The organism is Shimia thalassica (genome assembly GCF_001458215.1).
In the GTDB taxonomy this organism is placed as follows: Bacteria; Pseudomonadota; Alphaproteobacteria; order Rhodobacterales; family Rhodobacteraceae; genus Shimia; species Shimia thalassica.
Genome location: NZ_CYTW01000003.1, coordinates 249,306 through 263,192 on the forward strand (window position 1 = coordinate 249,306; position 13,887 = coordinate 263,192).

General features: G+C 54.3%; 14 protein-coding genes. 6 read left to right on the forward strand and 8 right to left on the reverse strand.

The window, feature by feature from the left end; genetic code table 11:
* Position 1 precedes the first annotated feature (1 nt).
* The 7 genes from PH7735_RS14520 to mdh form a co-directional block, all read right to left on the reverse strand.
* The gene (locus PH7735_RS14520; protein ID WP_058312114.1) at positions 2-2,962 is read right to left on the reverse strand and encodes a 2-oxoglutarate dehydrogenase E1 component; all 2,961 of its coding nucleotides are present in this window, start codon (positions 2,960-2,962) and stop codon (positions 2-4) included.
* On the reverse strand, positions 2,959-3,387 hold the full coding sequence (locus tag PH7735_RS20580) for a hypothetical protein (RefSeq protein ID WP_145865341.1): 429 nt from the start codon (positions 3,385-3,387) through the stop codon (positions 2,959-2,961). The genes PH7735_RS14520 and PH7735_RS20580 overlap by 4 nt, the downstream gene beginning before the upstream one ends.
* Before the next feature lie 121 nt (positions 3,388-3,508).
* Positions 3,509-4,390 (reverse strand): succinate--CoA ligase subunit alpha, encoded by an 882-nt coding sequence (gene sucD / locus PH7735_RS14525; RefSeq protein ID WP_058312115.1) that lies wholly within the window; start codon positions 4,388-4,390, stop codon positions 3,509-3,511.
* 4 nt (positions 4,391-4,394) lie between these two features.
* Positions 4,395-5,591: an ADP-forming succinate--CoA ligase subunit beta gene (gene sucC / locus PH7735_RS14530; RefSeq protein ID WP_058312116.1), complete on the reverse strand. Its 1,197-nt coding sequence runs from the start codon at positions 5,589-5,591 to the stop codon at positions 4,395-4,397.
* 532 nt (positions 5,592-6,123) lie between these two features.
* Positions 6,124-6,807, reverse strand: a complete 684-nt coding sequence (locus PH7735_RS14535; RefSeq protein WP_058312117.1) for a competence protein CoiA family protein — start codon at positions 6,805-6,807, stop codon at positions 6,124-6,126.
* Positions 6,808-7,041: 234 nt separating this feature from the next.
* Positions 7,042-7,590, reverse strand: a complete 549-nt coding sequence (locus tag PH7735_RS14540) for a hypothetical protein (RefSeq protein ID WP_058312118.1) — start codon at positions 7,588-7,590, stop codon at positions 7,042-7,044.
* Positions 7,591-8,415: 825 nt separating this feature from the next.
* The gene (mdh, locus tag PH7735_RS14550) at positions 8,416-9,378 is read right to left on the reverse strand and encodes a malate dehydrogenase (RefSeq protein WP_058312120.1); all 963 of its coding nucleotides are present in this window, start codon (positions 9,376-9,378) and stop codon (positions 8,416-8,418) included.
* Positions 9,379-9,584: 206 nt separating this feature from the next.
* Here mdh and PH7735_RS14555 point away from each other — a divergent pair, with 206 nt between their 5' ends.
* Positions 9,585-9,794, forward strand: a complete 210-nt coding sequence (locus PH7735_RS14555) for an SHOCT domain-containing protein (protein WP_058312121.1) — start codon at positions 9,585-9,587, stop codon at positions 9,792-9,794.
* 46 nt (positions 9,795-9,840) lie between these two features.
* Positions 9,841-10,581, forward strand: coding sequence for a sulfite exporter TauE/SafE family protein (locus PH7735_RS14560; protein WP_058312122.1), 741 nt, complete (start codon positions 9,841-9,843; stop codon positions 10,579-10,581).
* Position 10,582: 1 nt separating this feature from the next.
* On the opposite strand, the gene PH7735_RS14565 is transcribed toward PH7735_RS14560, so the two are convergent.
* Positions 10,583-10,894 (reverse strand): hypothetical protein, encoded by a 312-nt coding sequence (locus PH7735_RS14565; RefSeq protein WP_058312123.1) that lies wholly within the window; start codon positions 10,892-10,894, stop codon positions 10,583-10,585.
* Positions 10,895-11,077: 183 nt separating this feature from the next.
* Between PH7735_RS14565 and PH7735_RS14570 the strand changes: the two genes are divergently transcribed.
* Genes PH7735_RS14570 through PH7735_RS14585 form a run of 4 tightly spaced genes read left to right on the forward strand, consistent with a single transcriptional unit; the run spans position 11,078 to position 13,758 of the window.
* A complete protein-coding gene (locus tag PH7735_RS14570) occupies positions 11,078-11,932 on the forward strand; it encodes an HpcH/HpaI aldolase/citrate lyase family protein (protein WP_058312124.1) in 855 nt (284 codons plus the stop codon).
* 37 nt (positions 11,933-11,969) lie between these two features.
* Positions 11,970-12,518, forward strand: a complete 549-nt coding sequence (locus PH7735_RS14575) for an NnrU family protein (protein WP_058312125.1) — start codon at positions 11,970-11,972, stop codon at positions 12,516-12,518.
* 4 nt (positions 12,519-12,522) lie between these two features.
* Positions 12,523-12,726 carry a DUF1737 domain-containing protein gene (locus tag PH7735_RS14580; RefSeq protein WP_058312126.1) on the forward strand — a complete coding sequence of 68 codons (204 nt, stop codon included), beginning with the start codon at positions 12,523-12,525 and terminating at the stop codon, positions 12,724-12,726.
* Positions 12,727-13,758, forward strand: coding sequence for a MaoC family dehydratase (locus PH7735_RS14585; RefSeq protein ID WP_058312127.1), 1,032 nt, complete (start codon positions 12,727-12,729; stop codon positions 13,756-13,758).
* The last annotated feature ends 129 nt before the right edge of the window (positions 13,759-13,887 follow it).

A 13,887-nucleotide genomic window follows, 5' to 3' on the forward strand; every position in this document is an offset into this window, starting at 1 on the left:
GTCAGTTTCCTTCCATGCTAAGCGCGGCATTCACCAGCGCCTCTTGTTGTGCTTTGTGTTGGCTGGCCAGACCGGTTGCAGGCGACGCAGAAGCGGGGCGGCCTGCATATACCGGACGGGTGTGTTTTGCTTTGATGCGGGTCAGGGCCCACTCGATATTGGGTTCGATGAACGACCAGGCACCCTGGTTCTTGGGCTCTTCCTGACACCAGACCATTTCGGCCCCTTTGAAGCGATCCAGCTCTTTGATGAGCGAATGCGCGGGGAAGGGGTAATACTGTTCGATCCGCAGCAGATAGACGTCGTCGATACCACGAGCGTCACGCTCTTCCAGCAGGTCATAGTAGACCTTGCCCGAACACATAACGACACGTTTGATGTCAGAGTCTTTCTTCAGCTTGGTGTCCGAATGACCTTTTTCTGCATCGTCCCAAAGCACGCGGTGGAAGGACGAACCATTGGTAAAGTCCTCTGCCTCCGAGATGCAAAGCTTGTGACGCAGAAGCGATTTCGGTGTCATCAGGATCAGCGGCTTCCGGAAGCTGCGGTGGATCTGGCGACGCAGGATGTGGAAGTAGTTTGCAGGCGTTGTACAGTTTGCAACAATCCAGTTGTCACCACCGCACATCTGCAAGAAGCGTTCCAGACGGGCCGACGAGTGTTCCGGGCCCTGGCCTTCGAAACCATGCGGCAGCAGGACCACAAGGCCCGACATCCGCAGCCATTTCGATTCACCGGAACTGATGAACTGATCGAACATGATCTGGGCACCGTTGGCAAAGTCGCCAAACTGGGCTTCCCACAGGGTCAGCGCATTTGGTTCTGCCAGCGAGTAGCCGTATTCAAACCCGAGGACCGCGTATTCCGACAGGGCTGAGTCGATCACTTCGTAGTTTGCCTGACCCGAACGGATGTTGTTCAGCGGATAGTAGCGCTCTTCGGTGTCCTGATTTACGATACCCGAGTGGCGTTGCGAAAACGTACCGCGGGTCGCATCCTGACCCGAAAGACGCACGTTGTACCCCTCGGTGAGCAATGAGCCAAAGGCCAGAGCCTCGGCGGTTGCCCAGTCAAAGCCTTCGCCGGTTTCAACCATCTTGGCTTTGGACGTCAAAAGACGCCCAACAGTTTTATGAAGCGGGAAACCTTCCGGCACGGTGCTGAGCGCGGTGCCGACGTCTTTCAGAGTGTCCTCGTGGATCGAGGTCTTGCCACGCTGATAATCGCCATCTTCGCGGTCCAGACCAGACCAGCGGCCATCCAGCCAGTCTGCCTTGTTCGGTTTGTACTCTTTTCCGGCTTCGAATTCGTCATTCAGTTTGGCTTGGAAAGCCGCCTTCATGTCTTCGATTTCGCCTTCGGGGATCAGGCCGTCTTTGACCAGACGCTCGGTATAGAGCGACAGGGTGGTTTTGTGACCTTTGATCTTTTTGTACATCACCGGGTTGGTGAACATCGGCTCGTCGCCTTCGTTGTGACCAAAGCGGCGATAGCAGAAGATGTCCAGAACCACGTCTTTGTGGAACTTCTGGCGGAATTCGGTGGCAACCTTTGCGGCGTGAACAACCGCTTCCGGGTCATCTCCGTTGACGTGGAAGATCGGCGATTCAACGACCAGCGCGTTATCCGTTGGATAAGGCGACGAGCGCGAGAAGTGCGGCGCGGTGGTAAAACCGATCTGGTTGTTCACAACGATGTGCATCGTGCCGCCGGTCTTGTGACCACGCAGGCCTGACAGGGCAAAACATTCCGCGACAACACCTTGACCTGCGAAAGCCGCATCACCGTGCAACAGGATGGGCAGGACGCTGATCCGTTCGTCGTCTTTAAACTGGTCTTGCTTGGCGCGCACCTTGCCCAGAACAACCGGGTTCACCGCTTCGAGGTGCGACGGGTTGGCTGTCAAAGACAGGTGAACGTTGTTGTTGTCGAATTCACGGTCCGAAGACGCGCCGAGGTGATATTTCACATCGCCCGAGCCATCAACGTCTTCGGGCTTGAACGAACCGCCCTGGAATTCGTTGAAGATCGCGCGGTAAGGTTTCTGCATCACGTTGGCCAGAACCGAAAGTCGGCCGCGGTGAGGCATACCGATCACGATGTCACGCACACCCAATGCGCCACCCCGTTTGATGATCTGCTCCATCGCCGGGATGAGGCTTTCGCCGCCATCCAGACCAAAACGTTTGGTGCCCATGTATTTGACGTGCAGGAACTTTTCGAAACCTTCGGCTTCGACCATCTTGTTCAGGATGGCTTTGCGGCCTTCACGGGTAAACTGGATTTCTTTGCCCAGCCCCTCGATCCGCTCTTTCAGCCAGCTGGCCTCATCAGGGTTCGAAATGTGCATGTATTGCAGCGCAAATGTACCGCAATAGGTGCGCTTCACGATGTCGACGATCTGGCGCATGGTGGCGATGTCGAGGCCGAGAACCTTGTCGATAAAGATCGGACGGTCCATGTCGGCATCGGTAAAGCCATAGGATTTCGGGTCCAGCTCGGGATGCGGCGTCTGATCGCGCATGCCCAGCGGGTCAAGATCGGCCACAAGGTGGCCACGAATACGATAGGCGCGAATGATCATCAGCGCACGGATCGAGTCCAGCACGGCCTGACGGACCTGAGCGTCGGTGATTTCAACACCTTTCTCGGTCGCTTTCGCTTTGATTTTGTCTCCGGCGGCTTTCGCCTCGACGGGCTGTGCCCATTCTCCGGTCAATGCGCCGGTCAGGTCATCGTTGGGTTGTTGCGGCCAGTCGGCGCGCTGCCACGATGGGCCCTTGGCTTCAGCTTTGACATCCAGTTCGGCGTCGCCCAGCTGGCGGAAGAAGTCCTGCCATGCTTCGTCGACCGCATTCGGGTCGTTGGCATAGCGGGCATACATCTGCTCGAGGTATTCCGCGTTGTGCCCCTGCATAAAGGAAGAGGCGTGGAAGATGTCGTTGGGTGACTGTTCAGTCATTGGGAGGCCTCCTTAGAAGCGGATGTTTGGCTCGGAGATTGTATCATTGGAACATACGCTAAGCTGACTACGGCGAGAAAAAGCAGCACCGAAAAGTCCGCATGGCGTACTAGAGAAGCAAGAAACGGAGGTATGATTACAGTCGACGCTCCCGCTGCAGCGGCTGAAGCAAAGGTCGCAGGCAACAGACCGGAAATCGGGCTTATTGGTTGGTCGATCAAAGATGGAAAAGGATGATTGACCGGCCTTAGTTGGACTCCGGCAGTGTTAAGATGAACAACCCCAAACAGGAAAACAATTGAGGAAACCAATGCCGATGCGCCTCGTACCGCTCCTTTTGCTTCTGGGTTGGCAATAAACCACCAAGAGATTGTCAAAATCAGCAGATAGGCGCCGGAGATGGCAAAATAGTGAGTACGGGTCATTGCAAGGCTCCCACCCGGCGGCAACGCCGGGCAGCGCCCGACCCGCCCCCATGGGCGGGCGCATTGCGCCCCCCCTCGGGTCCGGCGCTGCCCTCAGCACCTATGGCGGGTCGTTGCATCATTAGCCGATTGCCTTCAGCACGGCTTCGCCGAGACCAGCAGGGCTGTCAGCGACAACGATACCAGCCTCTTTCATGGCTTCGATCTTGTCTTCTGCGCCACCTTTGCCGCCGGCAACAATCGCGCCAGCGTGACCCATGCGGCGGCCGGGAGGGGCCGTACGACCAGCGATAAAGCCAGCAGTTGGTTTCCAACGGCCTTTCTTACGCTCGTTGGCGAGGAATTCAGCGGCTTCTTCTTCTGCAGAACCACCGATCTCACCGATCATGATGATCGACTGGGTCTCATCGTCCGACAGGAACATGTCGAGTACGTCGATATGCTCGGTGCCTTTGATGGGGTCGCCACCGATACCAACAGCGGTCGACTGGCCAAGGCCGATGTCAGCAGTCTGTTTCACGGCTTCGTATGTCAGTGTACCCGAACGCGACACAACGCCAACCGAGCCACGTTTGTGGATGTGGCCGGGCATAATGCCGATTTTGCAGGCGTCAGGGGTAATCACACCGGGGCAGTTTGGTCCGATCAGACGGCTCGACGAGCCTTCCAGAGCACGCTGAACGCGCATCATGTCCAGCACAGGAATGCCTTCGGTGATGCAGACGATCAGTTCCATGTCCGCATCGATCGCTTCCAGGATCGAGTCAGCCGCGAAGGGCGGAGGAACATAGATCACCGAGGCGTTTGCTTCGGTTTTCGCTTTTGCTTCGTGGACCGAGTCGAACACGGGCAGGCCAAGGTGGTCAACGCCGCCTTTACCAGGTGTTACGCCGCCAACCATTTTGGTGCCGTATGCGATTGCCTGTTCGGAGTGGAAAGTACCCTGCGAGCCGGTGAAGCCTTGGCAGATTACTTTGGTGTTTTCATCAACGAGAATTGCCATGGTCTTAACCTTTCACCGCTTTCACGATTTTTTCTGCGCCGTCCGACAGGTTGTCGGCTGCGATCACATCAAGACCAGAGGTGTTGATGATCTCTTTACCGGCTTCCACGTTGGTGCCTTCGAGACGGACAACCAGTGGAACCTGCAGGCCAACTTCTTTTACCGCAGCGACAACGCCCTCGGCGATGACGTCACAGCGCATGATGCCGCCGAAGATGTTCACAAGGATGCCTTTTACGTTTGGATCCGAAGTGATGATCTTGAACGCTTCGGTCACTTTCTCTTTGGTGGCGCCGCCACCGACGTCGAGGAAGTTGGCAGGCTCAGCACCATAGAGTTTGATGATGTCCATAGTGGCCATCGCCAGACCGGCGCCGTTCACCATACAACCGATTTCACCGTCCAGAGCGATGTAGTTCAGGTCGTACTTGGACGCTTCCAGCTCTTTGCTGTCTTCTTCGGTCTCGTCACGCAGTTCCGCGATGTCGGGGTGACGATACATGGCGTTGCCGTCAAAGCTGACTTTGGCGTCGAGCACTTTGAGGTCACCGGACCCTTCGAGAACGATCAGCGGGTTGATTTCCAGCATCTCCATGTCTTTCTCGACGAAAGCACGGTAGAGGTTGCCCATCAAAGCCACACACTGTTTGATCTGTGCGCCCTTGAGGCCCAGCGAGAATGCAATGCGACGGCCGTGGAACGCTTGGTATCCCGTGGCAGGATCAACCGAGAAAGACAGGATCTTTTCAGGGGTCGACGCGGCGACCTCTTCAATGTCCATGCCGCCTTCGGTCGAACATACGAACGAGATGCGCGACGTCTGACGATCTACCAGCAGAGCGAGGTAGAGTTCGTTTTCAATGTCGGAACCATCTTCGATGTAGATGCGGTTGACTTGCTTGCCAGCCGGACCCGTCTGGTGGGTCACAAGGGTGCGGCCCAGCATCTTCTTGGCTTCTTCAGCGGCTTCTTCAACCGACTTGGCCAGACGAACACCGCCCTTTTCACCAGCGTCAGCTTCTTTGAAGGAACCTTTGCCGCGTCCACCTGCGTGGATCTGAGCTTTGACAACCCAAAGTGGGCCGTCCATCTCACCGGCTGCAGTTTTGGCGTCCTCGGCCTTCAGGACAGCACGTCCTTCAGAAACCGGGGCACCGTAGGAGCGAAGCAATGCCTTCGCCTGATATTCATGGATGTTCATGGAACTGTCCCATCTTGCTACGATTGCAGGAGGTTCTGGCACAGCTTTGGGCCGCAACTAAGCACTTTTTGCAAGACTGCGGCGATTTGGTGCGATTTTCCGAATTTTGTGATCACACTCAGAAAATTAGTGATCACAAAAATGCTGCAAGAACACATTCGAAAGAATCAATCCAGGAAAACTTCATGGATATAAGGATATTGCGCTGCTTTCAGAGGCTGCGAAAGGTGACGTTAACGTCATGTCGTGAATTGGCAAAAAGAAATGGGGCGGTGCAGGTATGCGTCTCTGATCGATTGAAACTAATTGAAGTGGGGGCGACCCCTCAATTGCGGACTTGAGGTCAATGGTGTCACCAATTCAGAATGCGGATATCGCCAAGAGGGGAAAAAAAGCGGTCGGTCGCTGAATTTTGACGGGAGGGTGTTTATGCGGGACCTTGCGGATATTCGCTGCAATCTCCGCTTAAGTCTTCAATGGGTCGAATTCTGCCCCAATACCCAAAGTTGCTTTATGTGTCCTTGCCGAACATTTAAGAACGCTTTCCTAAAAGACGAAAGCGGTAATCCTCGGTGCTCTCTCCGGGTTGCTTTTTCAAACGCTCTTTCGCTGTCATAGAATTTTTCGGTGGCTTACGTCGCTGAATAAAGAATTGCTTTTGGCCCCCTTTATAGAATTCAACGAACAACTTGTTCGTGTCGATTCCTATCTTGAACAATTTAACAAGGTTTTGCTCACCACGCGCCTGTGCAATCTGGGCATCTACACCGATACAGAAGCCTTCCATGTGCTTAAGCATTTGCATGTCAGTTTCGCGCCGCGAAACCACTACATCAATCTGACCCACCTTTGTTCGAAACCGTAAATCTACCCGAAACCCGCTGTTAGTTTCATGTTGCTCAAGTACCGCGTCAGATTTTGCTAGGTTGATTACCTTACCACCCGGCACAATCAAATCGTACGGTTGGTTGTTTGCCTGACGCTGCCTGTGGGAATGTGCGATCGTCTTCTCAATAACTTGGGCGAAGTAATCGCTGCAGTGTTCCCCAACCTTATGTCTGAAGTGCGATTCAACCACTTCACCTACAGCAGCAGTCATCGGCTCCTTGCAGCCCGGACACACCAAATCCGCATACTTGTGGCGATCTTCTGGCACAATATCTGCCGCCTCGACAATCTCGCCATCGGAATTCTCTGCATAATAAAATTGAACCATTTCATCCTCTTTGACGCTCTAATCGGAAACCAATTCAATCCGAATATCGAATGGGCAGAACTCGCCAAATGTAGGTAGGAATTGCTTCTGCGTGCAAGGGCAGAGCCTACAATGTTGCTAGATTTCCTAAAGCAGACATTGGTGCAACCTGCAGCATTAGTAGAATGGGCTCGAACCAGACCTTAGCCGCGGGAGGCCTTAAGGTCTGCTGTGCGGACAAACTCCCGCAATGATCTATGGGCGCAGGTCTGTTTTCGACAGCTGCATCCATTTGGAACCCACTAGAATAACAAGTACCACGGTCAAAGTTGTTGCACCGGACTTCAGAATTGTGGCCGTACTGACAGCGTAAACCAGAGGCGCAGAGACCTCTGGCCAGCTCCGGATCATGGTCACGATGCCAAGGTTTTCAGCATAGTCGAGCAAAGCGCTGCCGATGGAAAGTGCGACCCCAATGTGGATAAGCCTTCTGTTCGACAGTCTCCGTCCAAACCAGAGGATTGTCGCGCTTAATGACAACGCGAGCATTGCCGGATAAAGTGTGTCCAAGGTGATCTGACGGCTTAGATAATATTCGCGTCCATCTGCGCCTAGCGATGCAAGCAAAATACCAGCCTCTTTGGGGGCATAGCCAAACGGGCGCATGTCAAAGGGGATCTGTCCCGAAACTGTTTGGATTTCGGCGAGCGTGACAGTTATCATAAGATAATAAAGTGATGCAGCAATAAATCCTGAACCAACTGCGATAGGTCCGGCGTGCTTTGACAGAATTCCGTTTGTCATTTTGTAAACTCCTCGATTTGTGCCATATCTGCCCTCAGACAAAGTCGGCTGCATTATCATTTGATAAGGGACTCCAAAATGGATTTACGGACGTTTCTAATGCAGTCACACGACCTTTCGGATGCGGGTTGCGTTGACGAATTCTCGTCAGTTTGGAAACGAATTCGTTTGGACAAAGGGGCGCATCTGGCGCGGCAGGAGCAATCCGAAACAGATGAATTTGTTCTTTTGTCAGGGTGTTTGGCGAGTAGTATTTGTGACCAAGACGGAAAAGAAGTTTGCGTCGGATTTTATGTCGGACCATGTGTCGTCACACCAAACATAGCGAGAACGCGCGACGGGTTGTCACTCGTTTCTATCGTCGCAACGACCGACGCCTTGTTGGCGCGCATTGACAGTGATCTGCTTTCAAATCGGATGATTTCGTCTGAACCCGTCCGGAATTGGGCCAATGGTATTCTGCGTGAGGCCTTATGCCGGAAGGTGGATCGAGAGTGGTGCCTCGCCGCACTTAGCGGGGCTGATCGGCTCGCCTGGTTTCGCCAAGAATTTCCTGACTATGAAGACACGTTTCCCCATAGTTTGATCGCCTCTTATTTGGGGGTCACACCTGTCACAATGAGCCGCTTGCGGGCCAGGGATAAAAATCGATTGTAAGTCGACCTTCGAGCTTTAGCTGCGACAACACTCAAAGTTGTCTCCGGGCAGAGGCGACCGTCTGGTCAAGGTAAGTAAAAGTGGTTTGTGTCGAAACCAAACGTTTCAACAAAAAACACCCCCGCAGTTTCCTGCGAGGGTGTTTCTTAAATCTTATGACGCGTGAACTTAGTTCAGCGAGCCGTCGATGCCTTTGCAAGCGTCGACCAGACCTTGAACAGCCTTCACCGATACGTCGAACATTTCCTGCTCTTCTTTGTTGAGCTTGATGTTGACGATTTTTTCGATGCCGCCAGCGCCGATCACGGTTGGAACGCCAACATACATGTCTTTCACGCCCAGATCGCCGTCACAGTATGCGGCACATGGCAGAACGCGTTTCTGGTCTTTCAGGTATGCTTCGGCCATTTCGATTGCCGATGCAGCTGGAGCATAGAAAGCCGAACCTGTTTTCAGCAGGCCAACGATTTCCGCGCCGCCGTCACGGGTGCGCTGAACCATTGCGTCCAGTTTCTCTTGTGTGGTCCAGCCCATTTCGATCAGATCGGGGAGCGGGATACCGGCAACGGTCGAGTAACGAACCGAAGGTACCATGGTGTCGCCGTGGCCACCCAGAACAAATGCAGTCACGTCGCGCATAGACACGTTGAATTCTTCTGCAAGGAAGTGACGGAAGCGTGCCGAGTCAAGAACGCCAGCCATGCCGCAAACTTTGTGTGCTGGCAGGCCCGAGAATTTCTGCAGAGCCCAAACCATCGCGTCGAGCGGGTTGGTGATGCAGATAACGAATGCGTCAGGTGCGTGGGCTGCGATGCCTTCGCCAACCGACTTCATCACTTTGAGGTTGATGCCCAAGAGGTCATCACGGCTCATGCCTGGTTTACGTGCAACACCAGCGGTCACGATGCAAACGTCTGCGCCCGCGATGCCAGCATAGTCGCTGGTGCCGGACATGTCGGCGTCGATTTTCTCGACTGGGCCGGATTCAGCAATGTCCAGCGCCTTGCCTTGTGGCAGGCCGTCGGCGATATCGAAAAGAACAACGTCACCCAGTTCTTTCAGGGCTGCGAGGTGGGCGAGCGTGCCGCCGATGTTACCTGCGCCGATAAGGGCAATCTTGGGTCTGGCCATAGGATTAGTCTCCGGTCCGGTTGAATTGTCGCGGGTGGCTTAGGCGCAAATCACATTTGACGCAAGTGTTTGCAGGCGCGGCGAAGCGTTGCACTTTGCGCAAAATGGCTGAAAACTCCTTGGACTCTAAGGCTCTAAGTCACTTGCCCGAGTCGCTGCCGGACGGTAGAAAGTTTGGAAAAGGCATGATCGGGAGAAAAATTCGAATGGAATCGATTGCAAAAATTGCAGGAGCTTTGGCCGTGGCCGGGTTGCTTTTGAGCGCCTGTGGCAATGGGGGCAATACAACGAACAATGTTTCGACAACCACGGTTGGAGAAGAGTTGGCATCGCTGGAAACCGCATATGCGTCCGGGTTGCTGACCGAAAAAGAATACGAAGCACAGCGCAAGAAAATTCTGGAAAAGAAAAAGTGATTTTTTGCCAAAGGGCGGGGTCACAACGATGTCCTGAAGCAGTTGTATGACTGACAGTCCAGAAGTTTTTGCCCTCGCTGTTCTGGCGACGATATTCGCGGGTGTTTCCAAAGGCGGTTTCGGGTCCGGAGCCGCCTTTGCCAGTTCTGCGCTCATGGCGCTGGTCCTGCCTCCGATGCAGGCATTGGGCCTTATGTTGCCGCTTTTGATGCTGATCGATGTTGTGTCGCTGCCCCATTATTGGCGGCGGTGGAGCTGGCCGGAATCCAAAGTCCTGTTATTCGGATCAATACCGGGTGTTGCGCTTGGCGTAGCGCTTTTTTCAGTGGCGAACGATGATGTGCTGCGTCTTCTGATCGGTGGCGTGGCGTTGGGGTTCGTTCTCTGGCAACTTTGGCCGCGTAAACAAGCCCGTGCAAAGCTTCCCAACTGGGTTGGTCTGATTGCCGGTGCGACTGCCGGTTTCACCAGTTTTGTGAGCCACGCAGGTGGCCCACCGGTTGCGGTGTTTTTGTTGACCCGTGGCATTGATAAAACAACATATCAAGCCACGACCGTTCTTATCTTCTGGGTCATCAATATCGCAAAAGCGATCCCCTATGCCTTTTTGGGGGTGTTTTCACTTGAGGTTCTGATCGCTGATCTGTGGTTGGCGCCATTTGCCATTCTTGGAACATGGATTGGGGTAAAGGCGCATTATCTCGTCTCAGAACGCGTATTTTTCGGCCTGACCTATTTGTTGCTGACAGTCACAGGCTCAAAGCTGTTCTGGGATGCCCTGACCTAGCTCAGGCTTCCGGATCGAGCTGCGCAAGATCTGCAACGTCCAGTTCAAAGGCCTGCCCGGACGCCAGAAGGCAGGTCATGCCGTCTGGAAAGGTTACCGTGATGGTCCAGCTGCTTGTTTCGGAGGCAAACACTTCGACAATGGCATTGTTGGAGGCAAGACCGGCTGCCTTGCGCAGTTCTTTGTGCTTCTGGCTTAGTTGTTCCAGAACGATAGCACGGGGGGCACAATTTGCGGGCTGTGACGCGGCCTGATCTGCGGCCAAAGCCATAATCCCGAGCCCCATCGTTGCTTTCAAAAACGTATTTTTCATTTGGGCACCTTGCAATAATCTGAGAAATTTCGTGCTGCTTGGGCCTGCAATCCTGCCTGAAAACGGCTCAAACCTGGATTAACGCTGCGTACGGCGCGGTTTCTTCTGCGCTGCGGCATTTTTCACCTTGAACTTATCGGTAAAAAATGGCCCATTCCGCGCAACTTTATTTCGGAGAGACTCATGGATCAGCGCGCACGTCCTTATCGTTCGGTACTCTATATTCCCGGCTCGAAAGAGCGGGCCTTGGAAAAAGCCAAAACATTGCCGGTGGATGCCGTCATTTTTGACCTCGAGGACGCCGTTGCCGTTGATGAAAAAGAAAACGCGCGCGGGATTCTGAAAGATGCACTGGCCAACGGTGGTTATGGCAGCCGCATGCGGATTGTTCGTATCAACGGGCTTGATACTCAATGGGGCGAGGCGGACGCAAAAGCCGCTGCAAGCATGGATTGTGATGCTGTGCTGCTTCCCAAAGTGGAAAGCGCCGCTCAGGTGGATGCGCTGGCAGCTTTGGTTGGAAATAAGCCGATCTGGGCCATGATGGAAACGCCACGCGGCATGCTGAATGCTGCGGAAATTGCCGCTCATCCGCAGTTGACCGGTTTCGTCATGGGGACCAATGACCTTGCAAAAGAGTTGCAGTGCCGGTTCCGTGCGGATCGCCTGCCGATGCTGACGTCACTGTCGCTGTGCCTGCTTGCGGCCAAGGCCGAGGGCATTGTTATCGTTGATGGCGTATATAACGCCTTCAAAGATGCCGAAGGTCTGAAGGTTGAATGCGATCAGGGCCGTGACATGGGCATGGACGGCAAAACGCTTATCCATCCGGCGCAGGTCGAAGTGGCCAACGCCGCGTTTGCTCCGACCGAGGCCGAGATCGATTTGGCACGCCGCCAGATTGCCGCTTTCGAAGAAACCGAAGCAAAAGGCGAAGGCGTCGCGGTGGTTGATGGCAAGATTGTCGAAAACCTCCATGTGGTGACCGCCAAGGAAATCCTCGCGAAAGCAGATGCAATCGCCGCGCTTGAAGGGTAAGCCTGTCTCCAAGACCAAATAACCAGCGGAGAGCGAGATGATACTTTTGGTACTTGGGGTTTTGCTGTGGGCCGGTGCTCACTTTTTCAAACGGTTGATGCCTGACGCGCGGGCAAAAATGGGCGATGCCGGCAAGGGCGCCGTAACGGTGGCCCTTGTGATCAGCATCGTCTTGATGGTGATCGGTTATCGCAGTGCGGAAGTGATTGATCTGTGGATCGCTCCGGGCTGGATGGTGCATGTGAACAACTTTTTGGTGCTTGTCGCGATTTTCATGATGAGCCCTGCACCGAAAAAAGGGAAAACCCTGAACGGAATGCGCCACCCGATGCTTGCGGGTTTTCGCGCCTGGGCCTTTGCGCACATTCTGGTGAACGGTGATGTTGCCTCTTTGATCCTGTTCGGTGGATTGTTCGTCTGGGCGCTGCTTGAGGTGGTGATCATCAACAAAAGCGAACCTGAATGGACACCCGGACCTGCCGGTAGCTATGCCAAGGACGGTATGTTCCTTGTGGCGTCTTTGGTTTTGATGGCGGTCATCGGGTACATCCACTATTGGGTCGGTCCTTGGCCATATCCGGTGTAAGCACATGAAACTTTACAGGTTTTTAAGCGAAGAAGATACGTCGGCATTCTGTCACAAGGTGACAGATGCCCTAAACAAGGGATGGGAGCTGCATGGCTCTCCGACCCAGACGTTTTGCCAACAGACGGGCGTGATGCGCTGCGGTCAGGCGGTCGTCAAGGAGGTCGAGGGAACCTACACCCCTGACACAAAACTAGGAGAACACTAAATGGCCAAGACCAATCCGGGCCGGTTTTTTGAAGACTACACGCTGGGGCAGGTGATCGAGCACGCGGTGCCGCGCACCGTGTCTGGCGGCGAGCGCGCCTTGTATCATGCGCTCTATCCTGCACGTCATGCATTGTATTCCTCGGATGCGTTTGCACAGGCAAGCGGTTTGCCAAAGTCACCGATTGATGACTTGGCTGCGTTTCATGTTGTTTTCGGGAAGACGGTTCCGGATGTGTCGCTGAATGCGGTGGCCAACCTTGGATATGCGGAAGGGCGCTGGCTCAAACCTGTTTACGAAGGGGATACACTGCGCTCGACTTCGGAAGTTATTGGTCTCAAGCAAAATTCGAACGGGAAAACCGGCGTTGTTTATGTGCGCACCCGCGGGATGAACCAGAACGATGATGTCGTGATGGAATATGTGCGTTGGGTGATGGTGCGTAAACGTGATGTGGATGCACCCGCACCTGAAACGGTTGTTCCCGCGTTGAACAAAGTGATTGCGGCCGAGGATCTGGTCATCCCTGAAGGGTTGGATTTCTCGAACTATAACTTCGCCTTGTCAGGTGAAGCGCATCGTTGGGGAGACTATGAAGTCGGTGAAACCATTGATCACGTCGACGGCGTGACGCTGGAAGAAGCGGAACATATGCTGGCGACACGTCTTTGGCAGAACACTGCCAAAGTGCACTTTGATGCTACGTTCCGGCCAGACGGTCAGCGGCTTATCTATGGTGGGCACATTATCTCGTTGGCACGCGCGTTGTCGTTCAACGGCTTGGCCAACGCCCAGATGATCGTGGGTCTCAACGGCGGCGCCCATGCAAATCCGGCCTTCTCGGGTTTGACGGTCAAGGCGTGGTCCGAAGTTCTGGACAAGGCCGAGACCAATGTGCCGGGTGTCGGGGCGATCCGGTTGCGGCTTGTGGCCACAAAAGGCGGCGCTCCGTTCGAACTGCGCGGCGAAGACGGCAAGTATCTGCCAGATGTTCTGCTGGATTTGGACTATTGGGCGCTTATGCCCATTTAATCACAACTTTGCTGTGTGATGCCAAGAAGCGCCCCTTTTGTGGGCGCTTCTTTTGGTTTCGGAGGCCGAAAAAGAGGCTGATTGGCAGGCAAATTCGAGCGCGCCCATTTTTGTGATCACAACTTGGGC

Bases quoted from the DNA above. Each gene is read 5' to 3' on its own strand.
- PH7735_RS14575 (WP_058312125.1), top strand. From the start codon at position 11,970: ATGATACTTTTGGTACTTGGGGTTTTGCTGTGGGCCGGTGCTCACTTT.
- sucD (WP_058312115.1), bottom strand. From the start codon at position 4,390: ATGGCAATTCTCGTTGATGAAAACACCAAAGTAATCTGCCAAGGCTTC.
- PH7735_RS14570 (WP_058312124.1), top strand. From the start codon at position 11,078: ATGGATCAGCGCGCACGTCCTTATCGTTCGGTACTCTATATTCCCGGC.
- mdh (WP_058312120.1), bottom strand. From the start codon at position 9,378: ATGGCCAGACCCAAGATTGCCCTTATCGGCGCAGGTAACATCGGCGGC.
- PH7735_RS14520 (WP_058312114.1), bottom strand. From the start codon at position 2,962: ATGACTGAACAGTCACCCAACGACATCTTCCACGCCTCTTCCTTTATG.
- PH7735_RS14565 (WP_058312123.1), bottom strand. From the start codon at position 10,894: ATGAAAAATACGTTTTTGAAAGCAACGATGGGGCTCGGGATTATGGCT.
- PH7735_RS14540 (WP_058312118.1), bottom strand. From the start codon at position 7,590: ATGACAAACGGAATTCTGTCAAAGCACGCCGGACCTATCGCAGTTGGT.
- sucC (WP_058312116.1), bottom strand. From the start codon at position 5,591: ATGAACATCCATGAATATCAGGCGAAGGCATTGCTTCGCTCCTACGGT.
- PH7735_RS14580 (WP_058312126.1), top strand. From the start codon at position 12,523: ATGAAACTTTACAGGTTTTTAAGCGAAGAAGATACGTCGGCATTCTGT.
- PH7735_RS20580 (WP_145865341.1), bottom strand. From the start codon at position 3,387: ATGACCCGTACTCACTATTTTGCCATCTCCGGCGCCTATCTGCTGATT.
- PH7735_RS14585 (WP_058312127.1), top strand. From the start codon at position 12,727: ATGGCCAAGACCAATCCGGGCCGGTTTTTTGAAGACTACACGCTGGGG.
- PH7735_RS14555 (WP_058312121.1), top strand. From the start codon at position 9,585: ATGGAATCGATTGCAAAAATTGCAGGAGCTTTGGCCGTGGCCGGGTTG.
- PH7735_RS14560 (WP_058312122.1), top strand. From the start codon at position 9,841: ATGACTGACAGTCCAGAAGTTTTTGCCCTCGCTGTTCTGGCGACGATA.
- PH7735_RS14535 (WP_058312117.1), bottom strand. From the start codon at position 6,807: ATGGTTCAATTTTATTATGCAGAGAATTCCGATGGCGAGATTGTCGAG.